At 54.4% G+C, this 26,448-nt stretch carries 20 protein-coding genes; 13 read left to right on the top strand and 7 right to left on the bottom strand.

Translation table 11 applies throughout. The annotated features are described in order from the left end of the window. Positions 1 to 35 precede the first annotated feature (35 nt). Positions 36 to 2,858, bottom strand: a complete 2,823-nt coding sequence (locus FF011L_RS22580; protein ID WP_246109573.1) for a sulfatase-like hydrolase/transferase — start codon at positions 2,856 to 2,858, stop codon at positions 36 to 38. 101 nt (positions 2,859 to 2,959) lie between these two features. On the opposite strand from FF011L_RS22580, the gene FF011L_RS22575 reads away from it, so the two are divergent. The 3 genes from FF011L_RS22575 to FF011L_RS22565 all read left to right on the top strand — a co-directional run bounded on the left by FF011L_RS22575 (position 2,960) and on the right by FF011L_RS22565 (position 7,154). Then, positions 2,960 to 3,571: a sigma-70 family RNA polymerase sigma factor gene (locus FF011L_RS22575; protein WP_246109572.1), complete on the top strand. Its 612-nt coding sequence runs from the start codon at positions 2,960 to 2,962 to the stop codon at positions 3,569 to 3,571. A gap of 119 nt (positions 3,572 to 3,690) precedes the next feature. Further along, positions 3,691 to 4,404 carry an EF-hand domain-containing protein gene (locus FF011L_RS22570; RefSeq protein ID WP_145354226.1) on the top strand — a complete coding sequence of 238 codons (714 nt, stop codon included), beginning with the start codon at positions 3,691 to 3,693 and terminating at the stop codon, positions 4,402 to 4,404. A 116-nt stretch (positions 4,405 to 4,520) separates the two neighbouring features. Continuing rightward, complete coding sequence (locus FF011L_RS22565) at positions 4,521 to 7,154, top strand: serine/threonine-protein kinase (protein WP_145354225.1); 2,634 nt, start codon at positions 4,521 to 4,523, stop codon at positions 7,152 to 7,154. A 96-nt stretch (positions 7,155 to 7,250) separates the two neighbouring features. Here the strand turns inward: FF011L_RS22565 and FF011L_RS22560 are convergent, their stop codons facing one another. The 4 genes from FF011L_RS22560 to FF011L_RS22545 form a co-directional block, all read right to left on the bottom strand. Then, entirely contained in the window at positions 7,251 to 7,856 is a 606-nt protein-coding gene (locus FF011L_RS22560) for a hypothetical protein (RefSeq protein ID WP_145354224.1), read from the bottom strand. Positions 7,857 to 8,032: 176 nt separating this feature from the next. Next, positions 8,033 to 8,251 (bottom strand): hypothetical protein, encoded by a 219-nt coding sequence (locus FF011L_RS22555; RefSeq protein WP_145354223.1) that lies wholly within the window; start codon positions 8,249 to 8,251, stop codon positions 8,033 to 8,035. A gap of 59 nt (positions 8,252 to 8,310) precedes the next feature. Then, positions 8,311 to 10,785 carry a peroxidase family protein gene (locus FF011L_RS22550; RefSeq protein ID WP_145354222.1) on the bottom strand — a complete coding sequence of 825 codons (2,475 nt, stop codon included), beginning with the start codon at positions 10,783 to 10,785 and terminating at the stop codon, positions 8,311 to 8,313. Between the two features lie 411 nt (positions 10,786 to 11,196). Beyond that, positions 11,197 to 12,621: an FAD/NAD(P)-binding protein gene (locus tag FF011L_RS22545; protein ID WP_145354221.1), complete on the bottom strand. Its 1,425-nt coding sequence runs from the start codon at positions 12,619 to 12,621 to the stop codon at positions 11,197 to 11,199. Positions 12,622 to 12,734: 113 nt separating this feature from the next. Here FF011L_RS22545 and FF011L_RS22540 point away from each other — a divergent pair, with 113 nt between their 5' ends. The 8 genes from FF011L_RS22540 (at position 12,735) to FF011L_RS22505 (ending at position 19,838) form a co-directional block, all read left to right on the top strand. Then, positions 12,735 to 13,247, top strand: a complete 513-nt coding sequence (locus FF011L_RS22540; protein ID WP_145354220.1) for a MarR family winged helix-turn-helix transcriptional regulator — start codon at positions 12,735 to 12,737, stop codon at positions 13,245 to 13,247. A gap of 67 nt (positions 13,248 to 13,314) precedes the next feature. Further along, a complete protein-coding gene (locus FF011L_RS22535) occupies positions 13,315 to 14,766 on the top strand; it encodes a YeiH family protein (RefSeq protein WP_145354219.1) in 1,452 nt (483 codons plus the stop codon). Further along, positions 14,763 to 15,011: a hypothetical protein gene (locus FF011L_RS22530; RefSeq protein ID WP_246109571.1), complete on the top strand. Its 249-nt coding sequence runs from the start codon at positions 14,763 to 14,765 to the stop codon at positions 15,009 to 15,011. Before FF011L_RS22535 ends, FF011L_RS22530 begins: the two co-directional genes overlap by 4 nt. Next, positions 15,001 to 15,378, top strand: coding sequence for a YidH family protein (locus FF011L_RS22525; protein WP_145354218.1), 378 nt, complete (start codon positions 15,001 to 15,003; stop codon positions 15,376 to 15,378). Before FF011L_RS22530 ends, FF011L_RS22525 begins: the two co-directional genes overlap by 11 nt. Before the next feature lie 318 nt (positions 15,379 to 15,696). Next, positions 15,697 to 16,089: a GntR family transcriptional regulator gene (locus FF011L_RS22520; protein ID WP_145354217.1), complete on the top strand. Its 393-nt coding sequence runs from the start codon at positions 15,697 to 15,699 to the stop codon at positions 16,087 to 16,089. Further along, on the top strand, positions 16,086 to 17,033 hold the full coding sequence (locus FF011L_RS22515) for an ABC transporter ATP-binding protein (RefSeq protein WP_145354216.1): 948 nt from the start codon (positions 16,086 to 16,088) through the stop codon (positions 17,031 to 17,033). The genes FF011L_RS22520 and FF011L_RS22515 overlap by 4 nt, the downstream gene beginning before the upstream one ends. Beyond that, positions 17,026 to 18,717: a hypothetical protein gene (locus FF011L_RS22510; protein ID WP_145354215.1), complete on the top strand. Its 1,692-nt coding sequence runs from the start codon at positions 17,026 to 17,028 to the stop codon at positions 18,715 to 18,717. Before FF011L_RS22515 ends, FF011L_RS22510 begins: the two co-directional genes overlap by 8 nt. 377 nt (positions 18,718 to 19,094) lie before the next feature. Then, complete coding sequence (locus FF011L_RS22505) at positions 19,095 to 19,838, top strand: YebC/PmpR family DNA-binding transcriptional regulator (RefSeq protein WP_145354214.1); 744 nt, start codon at positions 19,095 to 19,097, stop codon at positions 19,836 to 19,838. 204 nt (positions 19,839 to 20,042) lie between these two features. Here FF011L_RS22505 and FF011L_RS22500 read toward each other — a convergent pair whose 3' ends face one another. Then, a complete protein-coding gene (locus FF011L_RS22500; RefSeq protein WP_145354213.1) occupies positions 20,043 to 20,585 on the bottom strand; it encodes a hypothetical protein in 543 nt (180 codons plus the stop codon). A gap of 64 nt (positions 20,586 to 20,649) precedes the next feature. After that, positions 20,650 to 22,170 carry an OprO/OprP family phosphate-selective porin gene (locus FF011L_RS22495; protein ID WP_246109570.1) on the bottom strand — a complete coding sequence of 507 codons (1,521 nt, stop codon included), beginning with the start codon at positions 22,168 to 22,170 and terminating at the stop codon, positions 20,650 to 20,652. Positions 22,171 to 22,405: 235 nt separating this feature from the next. Between FF011L_RS22495 and FF011L_RS22490 the strand changes: the two genes are divergently transcribed. Together FF011L_RS22490 and FF011L_RS22485 are read left to right on the top strand one after the other, a co-directional pair. Then, positions 22,406 to 24,820: a c-type cytochrome gene (locus FF011L_RS22490; protein ID WP_145354211.1), complete on the top strand. Its 2,415-nt coding sequence runs from the start codon at positions 22,406 to 22,408 to the stop codon at positions 24,818 to 24,820. Further along, complete coding sequence (locus FF011L_RS22485; protein WP_246109569.1) at positions 24,814 to 26,367, top strand: DUF7133 domain-containing protein; 1,554 nt, start codon at positions 24,814 to 24,816, stop codon at positions 26,365 to 26,367. Before FF011L_RS22490 ends, FF011L_RS22485 begins: the two co-directional genes overlap by 7 nt. The last annotated feature ends 81 nt before the right edge of the window (positions 26,368 to 26,448 follow it).

Below are 26,448 nucleotides of genomic sequence, written 5' to 3'. Positions count from 1 at the left end.
GGATTTACTTTGTCTCTTGCTGCTTGCGACACTCGTTAGGGTCGGCTGCGGCGTCGACCGTTAAGCGGTTCCACCTCTCCCCAGTACCCACCGATGATGTGCGGGAACTGACCGGGAGTGACGTGGTAGTGAGGTCCTCGTTGATCGTCGGTATGCAGGTTGAAATCATTCAACCGGTTTTGGGTATCGTCCTTGGCCAGTAAACCCTTCGCTTCGTAGGGGCCATAGACGGGGAATCCGTCGAAAGCAAAGCCGATCAGGCTGGAGTGATCTTCACCTTCGTCGCTCCATGGCGTTTTGACGCATACCGGATACTTGTGGTAGTGGTATTGGTTTCGGGGGCTTGGATGGCCACAGCAACGGTCTAGTCGCCAGACGGCGTCGGTTTCGTTGATGTGGTCGAACGGGTTGAAAAAGATCACGCCGTTGGTCGCGACGCCGATGGCTCCCATGGGTAGTGCCTCGTTCGAATTGTTTGCGTTCATCGCAATCGCTCCGGTCGCAGGACGCGGCTCTAGCGGGATGTACCATGTGTTGGCTTGCTCTTGGATGTAGGACGGGTTGCCGTCGAGCAATCGCCAGCGATCGGGAAAGGTCGCCGTCGGATGGTTGGGCAAGTTTCGACTACGCATCACAAGGTGTTTGTCAGTGAACGTGACGATCAGCGATTGCGGTCTCTCTTGGTCTTCTTCGACAGGTTTGCCAGCAAGGTCCAAGTAACCGGCACGTAGCCATGACGACATGTTGCCCGCAAAGGGAGCTTCAAATCGGCCTGATTTGTACAGCAATTGTTCCGCGTTGGTGTGGTCAAACATTTTCGGCGGGGTGCGGTCACCGCCTTGCGGATTGTAGTACCAGCGGCCACCCAGCGAGACAAGCGACTTGGGGTTGGGCTGAGGGAATCCCGACGGGGACGACGGCGGCTGGTAGTTTGCGGGGACGGGAATCGGAGCGATCGACATGCTGCGGACCCAGAATTCTGAACGGCTGCCAGACCCTTTGCCATTCGCAAATCCGACGCTTAGTTTTAGCTGATCGACCTGAGCAAACGGCGTGCGGAAATCCATCGAATACGTTCGCCATGTTCCGTTCCCAAGGCTGCGGTTTGTCGCTTCGTCCTTTAGGTCGGTTCGTTCGCGGAGCACTTGCGGATAGATCCGTGTCTTGATGAGGTCTAACGAATCGGTTCCGGACTTTTGGAAGAATTCGACTTTTAGATACAGTTCGTCAGCGTCGACTTGAAAGTCATCTTGCGCCATGCCTGAAATCGTGTAGCGGTACCATCGCTGTTCGGGGTTGGCAACCGCCTGGGGCAGAGTCGCTTCGCCAGCGAACTGTCCATTTCCGTCGGTGTCTTTGGCCGAGAGCAGGCGAATGCCAAATCCATTGGATTCGACGCGACGATCACCAAGGACGCCATAGGTTACATCGCCGCGAAGTGTCGCCGTCGCCAGTGATTCACCCTCTTGCTGATCGCCTGCAGACGTGGACGTTAGCGCGGTCGCTTGAGCGTTGGCAACTGCCGCGGTTTGCACAAAGCCAGTGTTTGCGGGAAGGTCACGGGCGACTTGGTTTTGAAACTGAGACAGTTGGCTTTTCAGTTTTGCGGCGATTGCCGGTTGCTGACTGGATTGGTTGTTGGATTCCGTCGCATCGTTGCGGAGGTTATATAGTTCCGTCTCTCCCGATGCGGATTGGATCAATTTCCAGTCATCGCGGATGATTGCAAAATCCTCCTCCGCGATGACCAGTGTTCGTGACTGATCGGTTTCCGCTTTCAGGTTGCCCCACAGGCTAATGCCATCGAGAGGTTTCTGGTCGACGATTCGTACGCCTGCTGCCTCGGCGAGCGTCGGCAATAGATCATGAATGGCTGCCAGTTGATTGCTTTTCGATCCTGCATTCAGTTTGCCGGGGGCGCGAACAACAAAGGGAACGTGAATCCCTCCTTCGAGGACCTGACGTTTTTGCCCGCGAAACGGAGCATTGGTTCCGTTTCGAGCGGCTCCGTTATCCGACGTGAAGACAACGATCGTGTTGTTGCGAAGTTGTTGTTTGTCCAGAGCACTTAGGATGCGACCGATCCCTTGGTCCATCGAATCGACCATTGCCGCGTAGGTTGCTTCTCGCTGGTTTAGGCGATGGGAATATTTTGCGATGAGCGATTCGGGGGCCTGAAACGGAGAGTGGGGTGCATTGAACGAAACGAACATCAGAAACGGTTTGCGTTTGTCGCGAGCGTTGATTTGTTGGACCGCTTCCGCGGTTAACAAATCGGTTGAGTATCCCGGTTCGTGGACCGTTTTGCCATTCCGCTGCCAATCGACTTGACCTCGTGCCGCGGTATGTTGGAAGTAGTCGACAAACGCATCGGTGAAACCGTAAAAGTGGTCGAAGCCTCTTTGGGTTGGATGGGTGCCCGCTTGGGATGCGTTGCCGAGATGCCATTTGCCGATCAGGCTGGTCTGGTAGCCAGCTTGCTGAAAGTCTTTGGGGAGCAATCGTTCGGTCGTTGGCAACCCTTCGTCTCGCCCTCGGACCGGTCCGCTGATTCCGTACCGGTGTGGAAATCGGCCGGTCAGCATGGCCGCACGGGCAGGGCTGCAGGCAGGGTAGGCATAGAAGCGATTTAGCGTGACACCTTCTGCCGCCAGGCGATCGATGTTGGGTGTTTCAGCGGATCCACCATGGAACCCGACATCGCCCCAACCCAGGTCGTCTGCCAGAAGAACGACAATATTCGGTTGGATCGAAGAACGACCTTCGATCGCTTTTTTCTGGTTGGCATTGGCTTGCCCGGCCATCGCAACGAATGCCACAAGCAGGGCCGAGGAACCGATTAGAGAGAATGGTTTCATGAGGATAAGCCTGCGATACAATGGGGGTCGAAGAGTTGTTGGGGGTGTATGTAAGTAAACCCGGCGCAGCTCTAACATCTACCGAATTTCTAGAACGTTTTGTGAATTCTTTGATCGAAGACCTCCAGCAGCAACTGAAAGCGGGCGATGCATCGCGATTCGCTGAAGTTTTTGTACATCATCGCCCACGGCTTTGGCAGATCATTCACTTTCGTTTAAGCGATCAGGTTCGCGGCCGTGTCGACGCGGATGATGTGCTGCAAGAGGTATACATCGACGCTGAAAAGCGGCTTCAACATTTCATCGATGGTGATTTTCCCTCGTTTTTTCTTTGGCTACGTTTGGTCGCCGGGCAAACGCTTAGCGACGTTCATCGCAGGCATCTAGGGACTCAATCACGATCGACGCTTCGTGAATCGAATCCGTCGGCCGCCAAATCATGGGAGAATACTTCCATGTGTCTTTCGCAGCGTTTTATCGCACACCTGACTTCACCCAGCCAAGCGGCGGTGAAGCAAGAGCTGATTGGGCAGGTCCACGAAGCGCTGCAAGGGATGAATGAGATCGATCGAGAGGTGTTGGCGCTGCGGCACTTCGAAGAGCTGACGAATCAGGAGGTTGCCGTCGAACTTGGCATCCAGCCGAAAGCGGCAAGCATTCGGTACATGCGGGCGCTGGAGCGGTTACGTGGGGTCCTGTCGCAGATTTCATAGCCTTGCCGGAAAGAATCCGGTCGATCGCAAAACCTTTTTTATTTTTTCGGTAGATGTTCGGTTGGATCGGGGTTTCTAATGATGCCTCATCCCCTACTTAAAACCATCGAGCCCCCATCATGAAAATCGTATTCGCTTCGATTGCTCTGTTCGCATTTGCTGCTGGCTTTTTGTCTCCTTCCGCCAATGCCCAGCCGCCAGGACGAGCCGGTCAGGGGCAGGGGCAGGGTTTCGGACGGCCGGGAGGCGAGCGGCCGGGAATGGGGGGGCCGCGTGGTGGCCAAGCTGGCAGTCAGCAATCGCCTCCTTGGCTGCGAATCTTTGATACCAACGGCGACGGCGAATTGTCGGCGTCCGAAATCGCCCAGGCATCCAGTTCATTGCTCAAACTGGATCGCAATCAAGATGGTCAATTGACGGCGGAGGAACTTCACCCCGGAGGCGGTCCTGGTATGCAGAATGGTCGCAGTCGAGGGCCGGGACAAGGTCAAGCACAACGTCCAGGTCCAGGGCAACGGCCGGGGCAAGATTCGGGGCCAGGACAAGGGCAACGGCCAGGGCGTGGTGATTCGGCACAAACCGATGCGGCGTTTGCCAAAGACCTTCTTGAGTTTGACGAGAACAAAGACAACCTGATTGGACTGGATGAATTGCCCATTCATATGCACGAGGCCTTTGAAATCGCGGACGCCAACAAGGATCGGTCACTAGACCAAGCGGAACGACTGGTCTTGGCAGCTCAGTTTCGTCGCAACCGTTTAAATCCAGAGGGTGAAGCCGTGGAAAGAAAAAATGCGCCAACGCAGGGACGGCGACCCGCCGGGAGAAACTAAAGCGTTGCTCGGCGAAACGTCAGGTAGTGCTTCGGGACCGGACCACTGGGCGATTGGCCTACAGGCGGTGGGGGCATGTTGGAGTACAATCATGCGTAAGGATTTCCACGGGAAGTGTGGCCCGATTTCGGATGGTTTTGGCGGGCTGGAAAACCCATGCCACTTTCATGGGGCAAATCGTATGGCGGTTTTTATTTATGCTTGATGCGGATCCCGATGATACTTTCGCCAGCGTGGATGTCCTTGCTAGTGATTTCTTGGCAAGGTATCGCGATGGCGACCGGCCTACGATCGACGAATACGTACGCCGGCATCCCGAATTGGCCGCAGCGATTCAAAAAATGTTTCCGCTGGTGTTGTCGGTTGAAAAAGTCAAAATTGACCAGCAGGTTTCTGGCGATGGTACTGCGACGCTCGCAGGGCGGTCCCCCAAACAGTTGGGTGATTTTCGCCTGATTCGAGAAATCGGACGGGGGGGAATGGGGGTCGTCTTTGAAGCGATGCAAGAATCGCTTGGACGGATGGTGGCCGTTAAATTGCTTCCCAAGCAAAGCTTGTTGGATGATGCAGCCCTCCGGCGCTTTCAACGCGAAGCGAAGACGGCCGCTGCCATGCACCATACGAATATTGTTCCCGTTTTCGGGACAGGTGAAGCCGACGGCACCTCGTACCTTGTCATGCAACTGGTCCAGGGAGAGACGCTGGATAAGAAAATTACGGAGGCGGGTGCCTCGTTTGATTTTCGGAGGGCTTCGCTGATTGCCAAGCAGATCGCCGATGCTCTTGATTATGCGCACCATAGCGGCGTGTTACATCGAGACGTAAAACCGGCCAATATTCTGCTGGATGAAAACGATACGGCTCAAATCACCGATTTTGGTCTTGCCCGAAATCGGCAGGATGATCTGACGATGACGCAGGCGCTCAGTGGCAGTCCACGCTACATGGCTCCGGAACGCTTTCAAGGTTTGTCCGACGAGCGGAGCGACATCTATAGTCTGGGTTTGACGCTTTATGAGATGTTGACTGGTGAGCCTGCCTTTGTGGATTCGGATCCTCATCAGTTAATGGAATCGGTCCGCCAGCACCGTGTTAAATCGGTTCGTCTTTTACGCCCCGATGTTCCGTTAGATTTGGAAACGATTGTTTCCAAAGCGATGAATCCGGAGGCTTCGCTCCGATATCAAACGGCTGCAAGTCTGCGGGACGATCTGAATCGTTTCTTGCTGGATCAGCCGATTCAGGCTCGACGTATTTCGCCGCTGTCGCGTTGTCTGCGGTGGTGCCGTCGAAATCCGCGGATTGCAGCGTCCGCGGGGATTGCTTTGGCATCGCTAAGCCTGGCAACGTTGGCGTCGACCGCGGGGTGGGTGATTGTTTCGCAAGCGAATCAACGGACGGCCGAGGCGCTGCGCCAGTCGGAGCAGACGGTAGACGTTGCTTTACTGTCGCTGGATGGCGTCGTCGATATTGTGGCAGCCCCTTCGGCGGGAATCCGCGATACGGGGTTTGACGATTCGGGCTTTGATAATTCGGGCTCGCCCATTCTCCGCTTGAATCCATCCCCGCATACGGCGAAGGTACTTGAGAGTATTCAGCCGCTTTATGAACGGCTTTCGCAGCAATCGCCTAGCCGGCCCGATGTGATCGTGCAGATGATTCGGGCGAGTATTCGGTTGGCGTTGATCCAGCAACAATTGGGGCAGACGTCCGCTGCGATCGATTCGCTAGATCGCGGTCTGCAGGTTCTGTTGACGCGAAGTGAGATGACCGCACTGCCTGAAAATGAAAAGCAACGGCTGTTGGCAAGTTTGTACAACGAATTGGCTGCAGCGAACGCGAGTGCGATGCGATTCGATGAATCCGAAGCCGCTTCCCTCGAAGCGATCACCGCCGCGATGAAGGTTCCCGCATCGGACCGCGAAGCACAGTTGCAACTAGCCCGTGCTCATGTGGCCCTGGGGGCTCCAGCTTCGCAGCGCCGCCGTGTTGATTCGTCGTCGGTTCAATTGGCTCATCAACAGCAGAGAGAACATCTAAATGCTGCCCATGAAATATTGGAACAACTGCACCAAACGCCTGAAGAGGGTGGAACGGTGCAGGAATCGAGGGGGCAGGGTAGTCTGCTTGAAGTTCTGCGAGCTCAGGTTCGCCTGGCAGAATCGCGGCTTGCCAAACGTCCGGGCCTCAAACAAGATCATTTTGCGGAAGCGATCAAAATTTTTCGCCGCCAGCTAGATGCGACGCCCGACGATACCGCCGTCCGCTTTCGTTTGGTGGAAGCCTTGGCAGGGGTGAATTTGCGGCGTGAAGTGCGGACGCCTCGTCAACGGAACGAAGCCCGGATGCGACTGCGAGAATCGCTGGACGAACTTGCCCCTTTGCGTCGTCAATTCCCGGACACGACGCTCTTCGCCGTTGCCGAAGTACATGTGTGGCACAAGTTGTCCAATATCGCTCGCTCCGCTGGAGACCTATCGCTTGCCTCCGAGCACCTAGACAATGCGATGCGCATTCAAACGCAGTTGGTGGAGGAGTCGCCTGAAAATATGACTCACCGATGTTGGCGAGCCTTATTGTACCGATCGGTTGCCGAAATCGGTGATCTTCAAGGGGATACAGAAGGGAAGCTTGCGGCTATCGAAAACGCCTCTGCCGACCTCGATGCAATCGCTCCGTCTGACCAAGATCAGCCATTTGTGCTGCAAACGCGTCAGCGGATCGAAGAATTGGTACTTCCCGATATCTAATCGGCGCAGGGTGATCGGAAACCATTGGCATGGTCGTCGTAGCGGGGGGCGACTCGGCGGTGGGCTCTCGCCGAGTCGATATGAGTTTCCGAAGGATTAGGTGGTGGCATCCAGGTTACCGCCACCACGTTTGATGAACGAATCCGGAAAGGTGTCAACGCGCGAGCTAGAACTTGTGCTGCTCGTACCGCTCTGTTCTTCCAGCCATTCGAGCAATGCGTCAATTTCGCTTGCTGCGGATGTTTCGGTCGTTTCACTCGTTTCGGTGTCGTCGGATGTTGGCGGTGGACCGCCCCCCGGTGGTGGACCGCCAGCACGCCGTGGTCCACCCCCGCCTCGTGGTCCTTCGCCGCTCGCGGAGCTCTGGCCGCTTTGGGTTTGCGAACCCTGTGATGCCGGGGTGCCGAGCTGGCTGACGAAACTGTCACCATCGATGCCGTGTTCGGTGAGGACTTCGCTGAGTGCGTCCTTTACTTTTTGTGGCGTCAGGCTTGTGCTGTTCGCAAGGGCTGCGACGGCATCTTTCAGTTCCGTTTGAATTTTGGTTTGGTCTTCGGTGGATACCTTTTGTTCGGTCAGGAAACTGGTGAGAGATTTTTCTAGCCGTTCGGCGGGATCTCCCCCGCCGGCTCGTTGACTACCGCTAGCGGCTTGGTTCACGTACGGACTTGATCCGCCCTGCGTTGAAGTGATTGGGTTCATTGGAATTCCTTTTCGTAAATGAGGCGGAGGCGAATAACGCCTTTTCTTAATAGTGCGTGGACTGGCACGAAGCGGGGCCACGGTTTTCGTTGATGAAGATGCTTGCGGTGTAGAAAATGCTGCACGCATCCTCGATGCGTGCGCAAGTAAAAGGGATTGTTTCGACGAAGATGTCTTTACAGTCCGAGCCAAGGGAGTCGATGTGGACGGGACCGCTGAATGTCGGGGGTTTTGGGCACCTGTAGCCGTGAATGTTTTGCTATCGATTGGTTGTTGGTCTCGGTCACACTTTCCATGAAAATCGCTTCCCCAAAATCAAATGGAGCAAGAATGGAATCGAGTGTGAACGAGTCTCCAAGGATAGTATCGGTTAACGCCGCGGTTGTTTTTTGCATGATCTTATATCTAAGCGAAAAGAAGTTTGATTGAATGTTCGTCGGGGATGACGATTCGGTTAGACCACGACACGGAAGTTGATTCCGCCCAGGTTTTCTTCTCCGTTGGAAATCATCAGATCCCAAGTGCCGATTCCAGCAATGTCCCATTCGTCGGAATCTGCGATACGAACTTGGTAGGCCCCCGATTGAGTAACCGAATCAAAGGCGTAGTTTCCTTCGCTGTCGGTGACTGTCGAGTCGATCACGTTTCCATCGCTATCGAGCAATTCGACCGCGATGCCCTCCGCTGCGACGATTCGATCGTCACGTTTTTCTGGAGTCGGTTTGTCATTTCGATCCCCAGGATGCTGATCTCCAGGACGCTGGTTACCAAGATGCTGGTTCCCTGGACCTTGATCCCCAAGTCGTTGATTTCCGAGACTTTCGTTCTCTGACTGTTGTGAGTCCTGTTGTTGTGAACGCAGGCGTTGTGAATCCTGTTGTTGGGCGAACGCAGTCGATTCCGCTTCGGAGGCAACCAGTTCCCCCTCTTCGGTAGGTGCGAGGTCGGTTGTTTCCTCTGTGGACGATGTTGCGGATTCGGCAACCACCGTTCCAGTGATCTCGGGCGTGAAGAAGAATACGTTCGACTGCAGGGAAGTGAGGTTCGTGTTGCGAGTGATTATTTCGGCGAGCGTACTGTTTTCGATCTCGCGAATCTCACTGTTTGTCATCGTGTTTTCGTAGTAGAACCGGTCACCATCACGCAGTCGTTCGAATTGGTCGGCGATGATCGCCGTGGCCGTTTCGCCCAGCGATCCGTCTTCGGTGTGATCTTCGGCCAGTAAACCAACCCACAGATCGATATCGTTGACGTCTCCGTAAAGGGCTTCAAGTTTCGCGGCAACCTCAGCATCGCTGGTGATCTCCGCGAACGATTCGACGGGATCCAGTCCGTAGGCTGCTCGCGTCGAATTGTAATCGGCTAAGCCGTGATCGCGTCCGCGTTGAATATTTAGCGATGCCAAATCAAATCCGCCGGCTCCTGGAGGGCCGAACAAGAAATTGCGAAGGCTGTCGACAACCTCTAAATCAATCTCTTGTGACAGCGTGGATGCTTCGGATTTTAGGAAAACTTCGATGCCCGTTTCTTCCAGTAAGTCAGGTACGAAGAATGCGTCGGCAAGTGAAATCGGTTCGTCAATGTCTAGGCCATCATCGCCGACCTGGCGGAATTCATCATTAAGCGTCGAATGTCCGAAACGGTATGCGGCGGTAGAAAATTCATTGGCGATTCCTGGGTTTACGCTCGAATCGTAACCGGAGTATTCGGATAAGGCATCTTCGCCCAGCAGTGCAGGCAGGTACTCGTTGTAGGTGATCGATTGCAGTTCTGCGATCACGATCTCACGAGCCTGCTGGTAGATTTCCTCGTCTGAAAGGTCTGGGTTGGCTGCGGAAATTTCATCGGCCAGACGGTTGTGTTCGCGGACGAACAGGGTTTGCATGGATGTTAGAATGAGGTTCTCGGCAGCGCGAATGTCTCCGGCAAGAATACTGCCATTTTCATCCGTGGGTAATAAACCTTCTTCGGTAATTAACATCCGCCCGCCAACGAATTCGCGAAGGGCGTCCGAGGTTTCTTGGTCGCTGCCGTAGACCTGAGACCCATCGACCCAGGCGGTGATCGCATTCTCTTGCTGAGCAGGATTTTCTACGGACGTTCCCGTGCCGTCAGCGATCAACGATCGCGTTAAGCTGATCGTTTCTTCACCGGTTCCAAAGGGATCGAAGTAGGGGTCGCCTTCGGGAACTTCGATTTCGAACAAATCGGCTTCGTCACTTGATGTCAGCGTCAGGGTAATGTCATGGTCGAGGAACTGACCCCAGGCATACACAAATGAAGTCATGTCACGGTCACTTGTGGTCCCTTCGCTATCCGCCGTTGAAAGCGCGTTGCTGATCTCGCGAGCACTCGGACGATCTTCGCCTGCTGGTTCCGAAATTCCATCGGCGTAGTCATTGTCGGCGATTCGCAAAAATTCGACTCCGGTCGAGCCATATTCTGGGTTTTCTAAGTTATTGCCAGTCCCATCGACCGAACGCACTTCTGCCGGGGAATCGGTGCTGGGATTTTCGGTCGGCTGTTCCGCAGGATCACTAGGCTGGTCGGTTGGCACATTCGAGGTCCTGCGGTCTCGGTTAAGTCGATTAATGACCATCAGGGCATCGATGGCCGTATCACGACCATCGTTATTGACGTCGGTCATTTGGCCTCGGTCCCGCTGGGATTGTGCATCTCCTTCTGCAGCAGATGTGCCACGCGATTGGCGGTTCATCTGGTTGATGATCGTCAACGCATCGACTGCGGTGACGATACCGTCTTCGTTGACGTCTTCGGGAATCAGTTCGTTATGGAAAATATTTGCGGCCAACATTTGCCTGGATTCGAGTGTTTCCGGTTTAAGACGCCGGCGAGTTTCGCTCCGTTTGCGAGTTTCCCGTTTGGTCGATTTAGGGCGTCCGATCCAATGATTCCAGTAGCGTGCCATGTTTTCACCCGAAGTAGAGAAGAAGGAGAGGAGGGGGCCGCAAAGCCGACGGCAAGGCGCCATCGCGTTCGGGAGCCATTACTAAGGGGGGCAAATGCCAAAGAAATGTCACGATCTTGCGCAAGAAAAAGATGCTGCAAGGGGGGGGAGCGTCGTCACATCCCAGCAAATCGCTGGGCATGAGAATTGGTTCGTCAGGTTTAGACGTTTTAGAAGCAGGGCAAAAACGATCGCCTGATTGTCCGGACACTCGTCCAATGTCACCTACATTGGCATCTGCGGGCGGATTTCCTTGCCGGTCGGCACAAGCCGACCCGCAAATTCCTTGTGTTTTCTATGCGATTGCCGGACGGTTCGCGCCGTTCCGCTAAGAAAATAGATAGCATTGGGCTCGCGCCATCGGTTTGCGCGTTAGATGCAGTATTCGATCGTCTCCGGTTCGGCGATGGTAATCGGTTTTTGCTCCAGCACCGTTTGTGCGACTTGCATCGCTTGCTGCCGCAGTTCTGGAACCGCGATCGTTTCCCACAATGTCCCTTTTAGGATGGGCCCGATCGCGTAGAGGAATTTCGAAGGGATGTCCGATTGATCAAGGACCGCGAAATGATCGTCGACGGCAATCCCCATGTCCATCGCATCCGGGTGAGCAAGGCCGTGGTCAAAAAGATTGCGGTAAAGCGGGATTCCTGAATCCGAGAAGCGAGCTTTGGGGCCTGTGCAGTTGATGATCATGTCCCCGTGCACGGTTTGGGACTCTCCTTCGGAGGTGATGACTTGGACCTCAATCGAATTTTCTTCAGCGGTCAGCGACTGAATGGTCGCCGGTAGAATCGTCAGCTGTCCGCAATCCAACGCGTCGGTCACTGCATCGTGGATTGGGCCGGCGATCCGGTGGCGAATCACGTTCCAGTGAGCGGAGTGGTCTTTGAGAAACCGTTGCTTTTCCTGCAGCGTGAGACCCTTCCAAAGTTGCTGAGTTCGCCCGCGGAGTTTATCGACGGTGATCGCTGGGTTTTGACTGATTCCGCGTAGTCGTTCGCAATCCTGACGCACCAGTTTCGACAGTTCCTCCAGCGAGCGGTGCTGTCCGTCGTCGGGCACAATGCTGGGCCATTCGATTCCTCGAAAGTGACGTTGTGGCAACATGCCATTGCGAGAAATCGCAGTGATCCGTCCGCCCCAGCCTTTGTTACGCAAAGTGACGATAACATCGACCGCGGTTAAACCCGTTCCCAAAATAACAATGTGTTGATCATCGGCGGGAAGGTTGGTGTGCCAGTCTTTCCAAGGGTTCCCGCAGTAGCGACGGTCGTTTAACAATTTGCGCGCACCCGGTAGGCCCGCAGGCGGTTGATTGCCAGTAGCCAGCACGATCGATTCAGCTTCGATCGGGGATCCTTGTTCCAGGATCACCGTCCCGCCGTTTTCGCCGCGAGACTGGACATCGATCGCGGTGTCTTCAATAACCTTGCAGGTGACAATGGAACGGGGATCGTGTGTGCCGAGGTAGTGCGTCGCCATGCCGCGGACGTAGTCGCCATAGACCTGACGGGGGATGAACGTTTCGCGAAGCTGGTCATCGGGGATCGAATCGAATTCACATCGTGATCGCAGCCAATGAAAGAAATGTTCGGGTTGGTCCGGGAAAGCCGACATGTTCCGGGACGCGACGTTAAGTAGATGTTCGCGGCGCGTGGTGCCGTACGCAGTCCCTCTGCCGAAGGGGCGACCGCTGTTGATGATGACAACCTGCTGTGGAGTCTGTGCGAACCGGACAAGGTTGATCGCCGCAAGCGTGCCGCTAAACCCGCCGCCGATGATGGCTGTCGTTTTCACTTCGTGATTTCTCCTCGGGAAATATCTTGAACTGAAAATACTTTATCGATAATATATCGATCGAGCAATTGCTTCGGTCTGTTTTTTTGATCTGTATTCGTTGAGTTCTCTTAATGGAAAATCTTCGTCACGAATTGCATCGGTGCCAGCCGTTCGCGAGTGTGGCCCAAGAGGCGATTGTCAGTCTGGTGCGCACCGGGGACCAGTTAGATAACACGTTGTCACGATTCTTCCGTCAGCGTGACCTGACTTTTTCGCAGTACAATTTGCTGCGGATCTTAGATATGGAAGACCGGCCGCTCACCTGTGGTGAGATCGGTGATCGGTTGGTGCAGATGGTTCCCGCGGTGACGTCTTTGGTCGATCGTCTATTGAAACGAGGGTTGGTGACGCGTGAACGCTCCGAGGCCGACCGCAGAACCGTCCATGTTGCGATCACGAAACAAGGGCGAAAATTGGTGGTCCCAGCCAGTGATCAATTGCGTGACCTAGAAGAGGATGTCATGCAAGGTTTAACGCAAAAAGACCAAAAAGAATTGATTCGATTGCTTCAACTGGTGCGGCACAGTATGCATTGTCTCGCTAAGCAGAAGGAGGAGGAATCCTTGCGAAGTTCTGGACTGTAAATAAGTCAAACTGCTATCTTCTGTTGTATCCTTCCCACTTTCCTACCTTTCGAAGAGCCTGCCTCCGATGAGTTCTGATTCTCAAGATCCCGATCCTTATGCCTCTCCCGTTGATCCCGATCAGGCGACGGTAAGTGTTCCAGCGGAGCGAACCAGTTTGTGGGTCGACATGCGCACCGGCGAAGACTGGTGGGCGATCTGGTGCGCAGGGATTTTGTTGATCGTTGCGTTTGCGGCCGTCTGGGTTGGACAACCGGCAGAGCTGGCCGGAAATTTGGAAGCCGGAGAAACCGTCGAGGTCGTCAGTCCGCTTAAGTCGTTTTTGGCAAAGCCGGGATCCTGGACGGAAAATCCGTTGGATTCACTGAGTGGCAATGGAGTCGGGATCTTGGGTGTTTTCCTCACGATCGCGATCCTGTTTGCCGGAGCCATGCAGATTCGCGGAAAGTCGGCGATCGGTTTTTTGAAAGCGTTTCCGATCGTGTTTGCTTTAGCAGGCCTTGCCTATCTGTTGGCGGGGCAGTCGGTCGTCAAAGCTTACAACCTTGAGTACGCATTGTGGGCGTTATTGGTCGGGTTGATCATTAGCAATACGGTTGGAACACCGGCGTTTTTACGCCCCGCCATTTTGACCGAATTCTTCATTAAAACAGGGCTCGTGCTGCTGGGGGCCGAAGTTTTGATGAGCCGCCTGCTGGCATTGGGATTGCCCGGCATCTTTGTCGCCTGGGTGGTCACTCCGGTTGTTTTGGTGTCGACCTATCTGTTTGGTCAAAAAGTATTGAAGATCCCCTCCAAGTCGTTGAACATGGTGGTTTCCGCGGACATGTCTGTCTGTGGAGTTTCGGCAGCGATTGCCACCGCTGGTGCCTGTAAGGCTAAAAAAGAAGAGCTCTCGTTGGCCATTGGTATGTCGCTCTCCTTTACGGTCATCATGATGGTCGTAATGCCTGCGATCATTCGTGCGACTGGAATGGACCCCATTTTGGGCGGTGCATGGTTGGGCGGAACGATCGATTCCACTGGAGCGGTAGCGGCGGCTGGGGCAACGCTTGGGGATGAAGCCCTGCAAGTCGCCGCGACGGTCAAGATGATTCAGAATATTCTGATCGGAGTGACCGCGTTTTGTGTCGCCATTTACTGGGTGACGTATGTCGAACGGGATGCGAATGCCCCCGGCGTTGGCGTTTCGGAAATATGGTACCGGTTCCCCAAGTTTGTTCTCGGTTTTGTTGCGATGTCCATCCTGTTTTCCGTTTTGTATTCAACCCTGGCCGGAGGGCCTGAATTGATCAATGCGATGATCAAAGGGTCGACGAAAACAATGCGAGGATGGTTCTTCTGTTTGGCGTTTGTCAGTATTGGATTGGAGACGAACTTCAAGCAATTGTTGCCTCAGTTGAAAGGTGGCAAGCCGCTAATCCTTTACATTTGTGGTCAGTCGTTAAATCTGTGTCTGACACTCTTCATGGCTTGGTTGATGTTTAAGGTTGTCTTTGCTGAGGCGATCGCTCCGTGATCCTTTCAGGAAATGGAAAGAAGTGGGTGGCACTATTGGCTGCGACGGCCGCGGTAGCGTGCGTCTGGTTAGTGGTGCTGCCCGCGTACGCGCGGCGCCCCGCGATGCGCGAGCATTTGCAGTGGTTGGACGATCAGGGAATCGACCCCAGTGCGATGTATTACACCGAGCTTGAAGTCATGGAAGAGATTCTAGCCCGCCAGCGTAGCGAGCAATTAGCAAGGGAGTTTCGCCGTGGGAAATAGTTCTCCGGGATTGGATGAATCCGCCGAACAGACGCCTGCCGATTCGGCAATTGATCGAACCTTGATGGCGGAGGAACGCACTTTTTCCGCTTGGCTGCGCACCGGGTTAGCATCGCTGGCGACTGGGTTGGCGATCGCGAAATTGATGCCGGAAGCTCAGCCAAGATGGGCCCTGGTAGGGTTGGGGATCATTCTGGTCGTCATGGGAGCGATGTCCTTCTTGGTCGGTTTGGGCGGATACATCCGCGGTGCCAAGCACTGGCAGAAGTCGACGCGGTATCCGTTGTCGCGGTGGGTCGTCGCCTGCTTGAGTATCCTCTCTGCGGCGGCAGTACTGTTGGCGGTCGTGTTGATTCTGAACCGATAGGGGAGTGTCGCCTTTCGCCCGGGACGTGAAGTTCATAAGTGACGAAAGTCTGGCTTCCCTCGCCCCTCCGAGCCTACCGACCGAGGCGAGGTCGGCGGAGACAAACAGTTCCAACCTACCCGGAAATCGTCACTTATTCTTTTCGCGTCCCCTGCGAAAGTTTGTTTTTTGTGAGCGTTCTTTCGCGGAGCGAAAGGCGACACCCTTTCTGCGGATCGGTGGCAACCGGCTGCCTGCTTTGCCCGGCGAAAACAAAAAATCTTCTTGACACTACTCTCGTTCCCTTGTATCACTGGATTAACACAAGGGTTCAGTCAAATGCTTTTACATATTTCTTCGGAAGGTCTTCCGATCTATCAGCAGATCGTGGAACAGATCCGCTTTCGGATTGTTTCAGGGCAGCTGAAAGTTGGCGATGAAATGCCGACGATACGTGGATTGGCGGAAAGTTTGCGAGTCAATCCGAACACGGTGGCGAGAGCCTATCGCGAATTGGAGCACGAGTCGCTGATCGAGAAGCGACGGACCACAGGGACGTTTGTCGCTGAGTTGCCGCGACAATTCAGTCTTGCTCAGCGACGCAAATTGCTTTCGCCCGATATCGACCGTCTTCTCATTACGGCTCGCCAATTGGATATCGATTGGGATGATCTAATAAACCTGTTGCAGAAGCGTTATGGCGAACTCGCTAACCCTAAGGAGCAATCATGAACGATCAGACTGCGGAGATTCTAGCGGTTCAGGTTCGCAAGCTTTCGCGTGCTTTTCGTGGTAAACAGGCTCTTTTTGAGGTTGATCTAGAAATACCCAAAGGTGCTGTGTTTGGATTGGTTGGCCTGAATGGAGCTGGTAAGACCACTTTGATCCGCCACTTGATGGGATTGTTGAAGGCCAAACATGGAAGCGTCCGTGTGCTTGGCCAAGACCCGGTCCTTTCACCCGAGACGTTGATGAAACGAATCGGCTATATGACCGAAGAGGATACCTTGCCGAAGTGGTTGTCTGTGGGGGATACGCTTGATTTCTTTCGCGCGTTGTATCCGTCATGGGATCAGGCGTATGGCACGCATCTATGTGATCTTTTCGGATTGGCTCGCAGCAGTAAGCTGCGGGACCTGTCCAAGGGGCAGCGGGCTCGGGTCGGGTTGTTGGTTGCGATTGCCCATCGACCGGAGTTGCTGATCTTGGACGAACCGAGCAGCGGTCTGGATCCGATCGCTCGCAGTGACATTTTGGAAGCGATCATTCGGACGGTCAGCGAAGATGGAAGGACGGTTCTCTTTTCAAGCCATTTGCTGGACGAGGTCGATCGTGTCTGCGATAGCGTTGCCATGATGTCGGAGGGGCATATTGTGGAATCGACTACCGTGGAAAAACTTGAAAACCGGTATGTTGAAATCTGCTGCCGCCCGGTGTCGCATTGGGATTCCCCACCAAAAATCGCAGGCGTTATCGGCTGGAAATCTTCAGGAGACGAATGGTCGGCGGTTGTCGACCAACAGGTCGCGGGTGATTTGGGGATGATCGAAGGGCTGCCGATTACCGAACGGCGGCCGATCTCTCTGATGCGTTGGTTTACCGCTCGAGCCAGCGAAGGGCTTCGCAGTCCTTCATTGGATGTCTTAAATGATGTTGAGGAACCCGAACATGCCTGAAACCATTGCACTAACGCGTTTGGCGTTTATCGCTAGTCGAAAACAATTGATCGGAATGGCCGTATGGCTGTTGTTTAGCACCCTTGTTGCGATGGTCGTCGGAGGGGTGTTTGGAGCTCGGCATGCAACCGGGACGCTGTGCTTGTTAGCTTTTCCTGTTTTTGCGTTTTCATTGGGGGTCTTTGATTTCAGCCAGACCGAAGACCTGATGGCGGGGAAGAGTGGGTATAGTCACTGGATTTTGCGCATGCCAATCGCCAGTTGGAAGCTGGCATTGGTTCCTCTGACGCTTCGGTTTGTGTGGAACGGATTGCTTTATCTGTTGGCGGTCCTGTTTTTTGGAATTGGGGTCGGAATCTGGCTCCCGATTAGTACCGGTCTGCTGTGTCTGGCTGCCGGCGGGGCTTGGGTGTCCGTGGTCATTTGGCGACCCTTTGAAGGGCCGTGGCGACGCGTCACGTTGGCGGTCGTTGCCTTTGTCGGTTGGTATTTGCTGATGATGCTGGTGATGTCGGCACACTTTGACAAATCGACCGATATCCCGTGGCTGAAGGAGTACCCGTTCGCTTTCAAAACCGGGACCTTCGCACTCGCGCTTTTTTTGTTGGTATGGGGAGTCTGGTTGGCCTTTCAGTCCGTCGTTCTGTCTCGCACCAACACTGACGGGATTATTCCTGAGAAGAAGGGGAGTCGTCTTCTTGCCTGGAGGGATTGGGGAGGGGGGCGGAGCCTGTTGGCGGGCAAGCGAGGAAGTGACGATGGCCCGTTGAGATGGTTGGTGCGCCATGATCTTCTGCGGGGAATGGCAGGTGATGGAAACTGGGCGTTGACCGGGGTGTTGGTTGCGATTTTCGTTTTGATTGCCCTGATGCCGTTGCACGTCGGTGCAGCCCTGTTTTTGATTTTTCTGGTGACGCAAATTCCGACAATGACTAGTAGTGCCATGTTGGAACCGACCAAAGTGTCGGGATCTTCGTTGCCAAGTTATTTGGCAGCCAGCCCTATGACGTGTGCCGAGATCGGTTTTGCTCGCGGGATTGCGAGTGTAGCGGGCGCCGTTCTTGCCACCGCCTTGGTATCGCTTGCGTTTTTGCTGGCTTTTGCCTGGCCAGCAAATCAAGTCATTTTGAGGTCGTGGATGGATGGGCTGAATTCCGGCGTAGGAAACGAATTCGCAGCCTACCGCTGGGGGGCCGTTGGCTTCATCGCTTGCGTCGTGTTGGTCGTTTCTCGAAGCTTGGCTTGCACGTGGCCGACGGCAACCGGGCGATCACGACTGGCGTTAGTATTCTTTGTGTTGCCGGTCTTTATTTTGCTGGCCGCCGCCGCGGTGGTCGCTGGCTGGTTCGTGCGTCAGGCCGACTGGGAAACCGCCACGGCAAGTTTCGAATATTGGGCCACCTGGGTACCCGCTCTGATACTTTTGGTGGTCGTATGCAAAGGCGTCTTTGCGACAATCGCGGCGATTTTGGTGGTTCGGGAGCGTTTGCTTCGAGTGAGAACGGTGCTTGCGTTCCTCTCGGTTTGGTCGATGGGAACCGTCGCGTTGGCGGCAGTGCTGTTCATGCTGGTACCAGACCAGCGGATCCTTTTGGGATCGGTTTTGCTTGTTACTCTGTGTCTGGTGCCGTTGGGGCGGATTCTAATGTTGCCGTACGCGGTTTTCTTGAACCGCTATCGGTGACGGTGCCGGGACAAGCTTGCCCGCATAGGCCTTTTCATACAGAAGAGGAGTTGCCATTTGGCTTGGCGAAGTCCTGCGGGGTCGCCTATCTGCGGGTGGTCGAACACGGATTGTTATCGTTCGGACTGCCAATATCCCGGCAATCGGTCGATACGTTGACATTGGCCAAGGCTAGAGGCGAAAATAGGAGGATCAGACCAGGAACAATCGGTAAACGGCTGTTAGAATTGGTTGTTCTAGCGTCGTGCCGACACGGTTTGGGGATTGGCTTTTGCCGTTCTCCCCCTGAAAGACTGGTCCGAAACCCTGGGTTTAATACACAATCGGGCGCCTCACCGCACCTTTTTCCTTTTCTTATTTTCAGTTGATACGAATTTATGGCAGGCCATTCAAAGTGGGCGAATATCCAGCATCGCAAGAGTCGGGTCGACACCCAACGTGCGAAGGTCTGGAGCAAATTGAGCAAGGCGATCATTGTTTCCGCGCAGATGGGCGGAGGCGATCCCGATGGCAATATTCGGCTTCGTAAGGCGATCGACGACGCCAAAGCGGTCAGTATGCCTAAAGACAACATTGCCCGGGCCATTAAACGTGGAACCGGGGAACTGGGTGGGGGACCTGTCGAAGAGTTGTTGTACGAAGGTTATGGTCCCGGCGGTGTTGCCGTGCTTTGTGAAATCATGACCGACAACCGCAATCGCACGGCTCCGGAAATGCGATCCTTGTTTTCGAAATACAACGGAAACTTGGGAAGCACCGGCTGCGTTGCCTATCTATTTGATCGTAAAGGCCTGTTCCTCTTCGACGCTGAAAAATGTGACGAAGAAGAATTGACGATGATCGCGCTGGAAAATGGCGGTGAAGACGTTCAGCCAATGGACGACAAACTGCAGGTCACCTGTGAACCAGACAGTTTTCAAGCTTTGCTTGATGCGTTCAAGGCAGCCGAGCTTGAAATGGAAGTGAGCGAGGTCACGATGATCGCTCAGACACAGGTCGATGTTGAACCGGGCGACGCAAAGCAGGCGCTGCGTTTGTTGGAAGCATTGGATGATCATGATGATGTGCAAAACGTAAGCACCAATCTAAACATCACCGACGAAATGATGGCCGACGAATAGGCTGCGGCAGGAGCTAGATAAGACCCTAGCGAGATCACGCGAGCTTGTAGCTTCCAGTTACAAGCCCGCCGCGACTGTCGGGCGGAATGTCGCCTTTCGCACGTCCCCCGCGAAAGAACGCTCCTCAGAATGCATGCTTTCGCGGAGCGATAGACGACAAGCCACAATCTTTCTTCACTGCATCCCTCGCTTCAAGAGATCGCCTCATTCGCTGGCGATGCCTTCTGCTGGCTTCGGGGCGTTCTTTTGTTCTGAGTAAGCGGTTACTTTCACCGTTACTAGCCCGCTGTCACTTGTTGGTGTGTTGGGATCAATGACCGGTTCGGGCATCGATAAACCGATTTGTTCTGGGGTCGCATCTTGATTCAGCCCCAGTTCATGGCAGCGGACTTTGCGTAGATTCTGGTAGCAGTTTCGGCAGACCGTGACCACTTCCCAGTCGTAAACGCAAACCTTTTTCGTTTTCTTCTCGGTGACTAGTTTGGCAACCGTGCGGACCTTGGGGCATCTTTTGGATGGGCCACATTCCCACCAAAAACGGACTGGAGGGATACAGACATCTTCGCATTCAACCTCAAAGCATGTCTCTTCGACCTCTTTGACGTCAACGTTCAATTTGCAAGTTTTCTGTTGGCAAACACAGCAGCAGTCAGCCGATTTTTGTTTGTGAAAATGGCCTGCCTGAGTTGTCGTTGGCGTGAGCAAGAAACCGGCGGCGAGCACGATCGTAGAAAGCATACGGTACATGTTTGGACTTCCTTGTGATTTTTGATTTGTGGTTGTATTTAGAGATCGAGAACAGGCGGATGATTTAGAAATCGATCATGAAGCGGGTGCCGAAGATCGCAAAATCACCACTTGTTGCCGTTGTCCCAAGTCCGCTGTCGTCAATACTTCCCCAGATCATGTTTGTTTGTAGTTTGCTGTACGCTGTCCAGTGCCAGTTCAGGCCGGCGGTCACCAGGTTCCCGACGCCTCCGTTGATGCCGCCATCGGTCAGGTCCAGGTAGTCATATCGAAGCGCCACTTGCAGGGCTCCCCAGCCGTTTCCGCGGCATCCGTTGCAGCGATCCACGAGGAAGAAATTCTCGAACGGTGTGACTCGATTGAGAGTACCCGTGGTTCGCTTGTAAGGATTGAATTCTCCGGTCAGGAAGTAAGAGGCGTAGATATAGCCGCCATGAAAGAAGAAATCGTCATCGATTGTTGCGTCGTAAGGCCCAAGGGTTGGAAGTGCTGCTGGAGTGATTCCGTCGCGTTGGAGCGAATTGAACAGGTATTCCCCTGTGATCTGCAAAGAGCCAATGTTCAGGATCGATTCCAGGCCAATCACTTCGTAACTGCTGATGCCCGGAATCCGGCCCGTGTCGAGCCAGCGTTGGCTACTGCGAGCTGACGGACGTGTCCTGAAGCGGCCGTCGTTGTTGTTGGTGTCCGCGTCATACGCGGCATCGCCATCGGGCGACGCGATGCCTCCGGAGACGGCCATGTGCCAATACCCGCGGCCGCCACTTGTTTCGTCATACCAAGGGCTGCCCCACAATCGACCGTAGGCTCCCAGTTGAAGGTTGTCGCCGATGAAGCGGCCATCGGTGTTGATGTTTTCCAGGTTGTAGACACCGTATGCCCAACCCGTTGCTTCGTCGTCGGTATATCCATACATGGCCAAACCGAAACGACGAGCATCCTCATTAAAAGCTTCTACGGCCATGGGGCGTTCGGCGAAGATGTTGAAGCGACTGCTGTTTAAGTGGTCCAGCCCCAGCGGTCTCTTTTGATTCCCTAGCAATAGAACTTGATTGTTAGGAAGGTTACTCCAGCCAAGGTACGCGTCTTTCATCTCGGGAGTTTGCGGATTGTTGAAATCCAGCTGCATTTTCCAGAGCATGTTGTTTGGAACGGTTCCTGACATCTCTAAACGCAGGCGACGAAAAAGGACGCGATCCTGTGGATCTTGTACTGGATTGCCAGCGCCGCTTTCGATTTCATCGACCAATGGGTCGGATTCGGGGAATCCCCAGTAATCGGCATGAATTCGTCCACCGATCTTCATCGTGGGCTTTTTCTTTTTGGCTATGGATTCGTCTGCGAGATCTTTCTGGAAATCTTTCCAGTCGCCTTGCATCGATTCCAGTTGCTTTTCAAGTTCCGCGATTCGAGCAAACGCATCGGGCTCTTCATCGGAATCCGAATCGGTGTCCGCATCCGCGACGATCGATTCATCTTCGATCATCTGCGGGGCGACGAGCATAAATGGGTCAACGGCAAACGCAGGGCTGCAGCCGAAAAAAACTGCCAGAACGGCAGCCGCTTTGAAGTAGGCGTAGCGCATCCTTGCTCTCAGTTGGTATGTGAGGAGAATAGGTTCGCCGCGGTGCATCCTTGCACGGGGACGAATGATTGTTCTTTGACTTTTTATCGGTTGCAGGAATTAGCGTCACAACCCTGCCAGTGGATCCAAATGGAACCTTAACAATCAAGAGTGGCAAATTCGTTGCGGCCGGAATAATCGTTGCGATCAGCAGCTATAGTAAAATCTAGCTTTCGAGCAAATGATTTGCGTTTTATTGAGTTTTGATTGGATTGGAGTTGTTTTGTATCGATTTGCCTCTCGCCCGAGATTTTGTTTAACGTCCGTCGGGCTCGTTTACCTCTCGCTGGTTTGCCTGGTCGGTAATGCTGCTGCCGCAGATCAGATCGATCCGTCTCCCGTGGTCATTGGTTATGAACGCCTGCACCATCTTGAAGAGGATTCAGACACGCTTGCCGGGCAGATTCTGTGGAGCGAACTCAGCTGCACGCAGTGTCATGGCGAGGATCTTGGGGGCGGGACTAGCGGTAAGCGGGGACCCTCTTTGCTGCGAGCGGGAAGAGCCTTGCAGGCGGATTGGATTTCGGAATTCTTGCAGACGCCTCATGCGGTGAAACCGGGGACAACCATGCCCGACATGTTGGGGCAAGTCGCGCCGTCGCAGCGTCAAAGAGTGGCCGACGCCATCACCGCCTTTTTGGTCGATGCGGCAACTCCGTTTGTGGAAGTCAAAGCGGGAGGGGCCAGTCCCGTTCCGTACCAGTTCTGGACTCTCGGCGATGTCGCCAGGGGCAGGGAAGGGTACCATCGTTTTGGGTGCGTCGCGTGTCATACGCCCGAGCCTGGGTTTGCTGCAGAGGAGACGGCCGATTCCGCATTGGAAAGGCTGCGAGCGGAACTGGATCCCGAGGAGCTTGAAGAGCTTGGTTTGGCAGCGGAGCAACCGGAGCTTCCTTCCGTTCCCCACGCGGATCTGGGAGCGAAATACGATCGCCAAGGGCTTACCCGTTTTCTCTTAAATCCGTTGACGTCTCACCCCGCCGGAAGGATGCCGCATTTTCAGTTGTCCGTTACCGAGGCAGCCGATATCGCGGCTTTTTTGCTGCAGGCGGATCTGCATCGAAATGGACCTGCCGAAGCGATTCAAGCGGCGCCGATTCAGCATGCATGGACTGGATGGTCTGCAAGTCAGCGACAGGAAGCGATTCAAGAAGGGAAGGAATGGTTTTCTAAATTGCACTGCAACCAGTGCCATGACGCTCCTGGGATCCCGCTTGCAACACAATCGCTTGCCAAGCCGCTTGGACAACGGAGTGAAGGGGACCCGGTACTGTGTCAGCAGGGCGATGTGCCACAGGTGCCTCACTATTCACTGAAGTCGGAGCAGGAGGCGGGGTTAAAAGCCGCCTTGATTGCTAAAGATCGCTTGGCAGCCGAATCGGAATCCGATACGCAAAAAATCGCTCGCGAAAGTCTGCATTTTGAACTGCTTCGTCAGAACTGTTACGCCTGCCATCAACGGGCTGAAATCGGTGGCATCGAGTCGCACCGAAGCTCTTGTTTTGCGACCGTTGGCGATGTCGATTTAGGAGACGAAGGCCGCCTGCCTCCACCGCTTGATCACGTGGGCTACAAATTAAAGCTGGACTGGATGAAAAAACGGATGCGGGGGGATACCGGCAAACTCCGCCCTTACCTTCAGATACGGATGCCGGTATTCGGAGCGGAGGTTACCGCTGCGATTCCCGAAGTCTTTAAAGGATCCGACAGCACGGAAACCGAAACGGTTTTGAACACCCATTCGCCAACCGGGAAAGCATGGTCGGCCGAAGCGGGGCGGAATCGCTTTGATCAAGGTTGTGTGCAGTGTCATCCGGTCCGTGGCGAAGCGCTGCCAGGAGTGGTTGGAATCGATTTGGGAAATCCGGGACGGCGATTGAATCAGGATTGGTTCCAGGCGTTTTTAACCGATCCAGCACAGCTAAAACCGCGCACTCGCATGCCGAAATTTTTTCCGAACCAAGTCCCGTCCGGGGCGATCGAAGAAATGTGGGCATACCTGAATTCAATCGATAAGCAGGAACTGCCTGAAAAGATCAAGGCGGCTCGAGCGGCGAACTATGAACTGGTGCCGACCGAGCGTCCCATCTTGCTGCGAACTTTTCTGGAAGGCGCCGGCAATCATGCGATTGCGGTTGGATTTCCTGAGGGCGTGCACGTTGCGTATGACGCGGAGGCTTGTAAGCCCGCTTACTTTTGGCGAGGTTCTTTCTTGGATGCTGAGGGGACCTGGTTTGTCCGCTTTGCACCGCTGGCAAAACCGCTGGGAAAAGAAGAGTTCTCGCTTGAGGGTCCTTATCCTTTGCAATGGAAGCAACCGGTCGAAGGCGAGGAAATAAAGGCGACGGCACCGCAATTTGCAGGGTACCGAATCGATTCCGATGGGGTGCCGACTTTCCTATCGCACTGGCATGGCTGGGAAGTTAGTGACCGTTTTCAGCCTGACGGAAATGGGATTCGCCGCGTTATCCAGTGGCGTCCTTTGACGGCGGCATCGGAACCACCAAAAGGTGAATTAAGCTTCGACGGTGCTCCGTTGAAACAGGCGCGGGATGTTAAGGAAACAAGTTCTGACGGGATCAATCAAGTGGAGTGGAAATACCAATGGTAATTCGAATTAGCGGTTTTTTATGCATCCAATTGTGCGCGCTAACGCTGGCATGCGGTCAGGGAACCGAAGCCGATTATTATCCGCTGTTGTCGGTGTCCACGTCACAGACCGCAACCGATTCTCGATCAAAATTATGGAAGCCCGCACCGGATGGGTTGCCGCTGGAGGTTAGTGGGATCGCTGTCCTGCCGAATCAGCGGTTGGCGGTATCGATTCGCAAGGGAGAGGTTTGGCTGGTCGATGGAGCCTACGACGAACCGCCGAACAACGTTCGCTACCATCGCTTCGCTTCGGCATTGCACGAACCGCTCGGACTGTTGTGGCACCAAGGGGCGCTGTATACGGCGCAGCGTAGCGAACTGACCCGAATGGCGGATACCAACGGGGATGATGTCGCCGACGAGTACTTAACCGTTGCCAAGGGGTGGGGTGTTACCGGTCACTACCATGAATACGCGTACGGACCAAAATTGGATGCGAATGGGAACCTATGGGTAACCTTGAACATCGGTCTCGGATTGCGTGGCGATCAACTGAATCATACGGTGCAGCATTCTCGACTGGGATATCGTCAGGGGATATGGCGCGGTTGGGGAATTCGAATTTCTCCAAACGGAGACTGGGAGCCTGTTTGTGCGGGCATGCGTTCTCCCTCGGGCATCGGCAGCAACCTTGAGGGGGACATGTTTTATACCGATCAGCAAGGGAACTGGGTGGCGACCAATACGTTGCACCACATGCGTGATGGAGCGTTCTTTCATCACGCCGAGGCACTTGCATCCGCCGAGCAACCGGAATCGCCACTTAAGGATGTTGCAAAAGTGCCGAATGGTGTGCCTTTCCCTGTCGCGGTCCAGCAGATGCCCGCGTTGGTCCCTCCCGTTGTCTGGTTTCCCTATAAACGGATGGGGCAGTCGGCAACCGACATTATGTGTGACCGCAGCGAAGGAAAGTTTGGTCCTTTCCATGGTCAATTATTTGTCGGTGAATTCACCTTGGCGGGTGTTCAGCGTGTTTTCGTCGAACGGATCGAAGGTGAGTATCAAGGAGCTTGTTTCCCCTTTCGTTCAGGATGTGCCTCGGCCGTGTTACGAATGGAGCAGGGGACCGATGGGTCGGTTTTTCTTGGGTTAACGAATCGCGGGTGGAGCAGCCTGGGAGAGGCGTCCTACGGATTGCAGCGAATGAAATGGAGTGGGAAAACGCCTTTCGAAATCCTCGAAATGCGAGCCAAGCCAGATGGATTTGAACTGGTTTTTACTCGGCCTGTTGACCGTCAATCCGCGGCCGATATCGGCTCGTACAAAATCGCTAGCCATACCTATCAGTATCATGCAGCGTATGGGAGCGACGAAATCGACGTTCAGGACCTGGAGGTGGCGAAAGCGGAAGTGAGCGAGGACGCGATGTCGGTTCGCCTGACCGTGAAAGGCTTACGTCCCCTTTACGTGCATGCTTTGGAAGCAGCGGGCGTTCAGGATCAGAAGGGCAACACGTTGCTGCACCCTCAGGCTTATTACACGCTCAATCAGATTCCCAAACCATAGCGATTTGCAAGTGAGACTCTTATAAATCGCTTGTGCACGCCGCCCGAACCGTTCGTGTTCAATTCGCGCGGCGTCTCTGTT

This window comes from Roseimaritima multifibrata (assembly GCF_007741495.1).
Taxonomy (GTDB): domain Bacteria; phylum Planctomycetota; class Planctomycetia; order Pirellulales; family Pirellulaceae; genus Roseimaritima; species Roseimaritima multifibrata.
The sequence above is the reverse complement of the archived record's forward strand: the minus strand, read 5'-3'. Positions and strand labels throughout refer to the sequence as shown.

What these genes read in the sequence shown, in the direction of transcription:
- FF011L_RS22580 (WP_246109573.1), bottom strand. Translation starts at nt 2,858, where the DNA reads ATGAAACCATTCTCTCTAATCGGTTCCTCGGCCCTGCTTGTGGCATTC.
- FF011L_RS22570 (WP_145354226.1), top strand. Translation starts at nt 3,691, where the DNA reads ATGAAAATCGTATTCGCTTCGATTGCTCTGTTCGCATTTGCTGCTGGC.
- FF011L_RS22560 (WP_145354224.1), bottom strand. Translation starts at nt 7,856, where the DNA reads ATGAACCCAATCACTTCAACGCAGGGCGGATCAAGTCCGTACGTGAAC.
- FF011L_RS22555 (WP_145354223.1), bottom strand. Translation starts at nt 8,251, where the DNA reads ATGCAAAAAACAACCGCGGCGTTAACCGATACTATCCTTGGAGACTCG.
- FF011L_RS22550 (WP_145354222.1), bottom strand. Translation starts at nt 10,785, where the DNA reads ATGGCACGCTACTGGAATCATTGGATCGGACGCCCTAAATCGACCAAA.
- FF011L_RS22540 (WP_145354220.1), top strand. Translation starts at nt 12,735, where the DNA reads ATGGAAAATCTTCGTCACGAATTGCATCGGTGCCAGCCGTTCGCGAGT.
- FF011L_RS22535 (WP_145354219.1), top strand. Translation starts at nt 13,315, where the DNA reads ATGAGTTCTGATTCTCAAGATCCCGATCCTTATGCCTCTCCCGTTGAT.
- FF011L_RS22520 (WP_145354217.1), top strand. Translation starts at nt 15,697, where the DNA reads ATGCTTTTACATATTTCTTCGGAAGGTCTTCCGATCTATCAGCAGATC.
- FF011L_RS22515 (WP_145354216.1), top strand. Translation starts at nt 16,086, where the DNA reads ATGAACGATCAGACTGCGGAGATTCTAGCGGTTCAGGTTCGCAAGCTT.
- FF011L_RS22510 (WP_145354215.1), top strand. Translation starts at nt 17,026, where the DNA reads ATGCCTGAAACCATTGCACTAACGCGTTTGGCGTTTATCGCTAGTCGA.
- FF011L_RS22505 (WP_145354214.1), top strand. Translation starts at nt 19,095, where the DNA reads ATGGCAGGCCATTCAAAGTGGGCGAATATCCAGCATCGCAAGAGTCGG.
- FF011L_RS22500 (WP_145354213.1), bottom strand. Translation starts at nt 20,585, where the DNA reads ATGTACCGTATGCTTTCTACGATCGTGCTCGCCGCCGGTTTCTTGCTC.
- FF011L_RS22495 (WP_246109570.1), bottom strand. Translation starts at nt 22,170, where the DNA reads ATGCGCTACGCCTACTTCAAAGCGGCTGCCGTTCTGGCAGTTTTTTTC.
- FF011L_RS22485 (WP_246109569.1), top strand. Translation starts at nt 24,814, where the DNA reads ATGGTAATTCGAATTAGCGGTTTTTTATGCATCCAATTGTGCGCGCTA.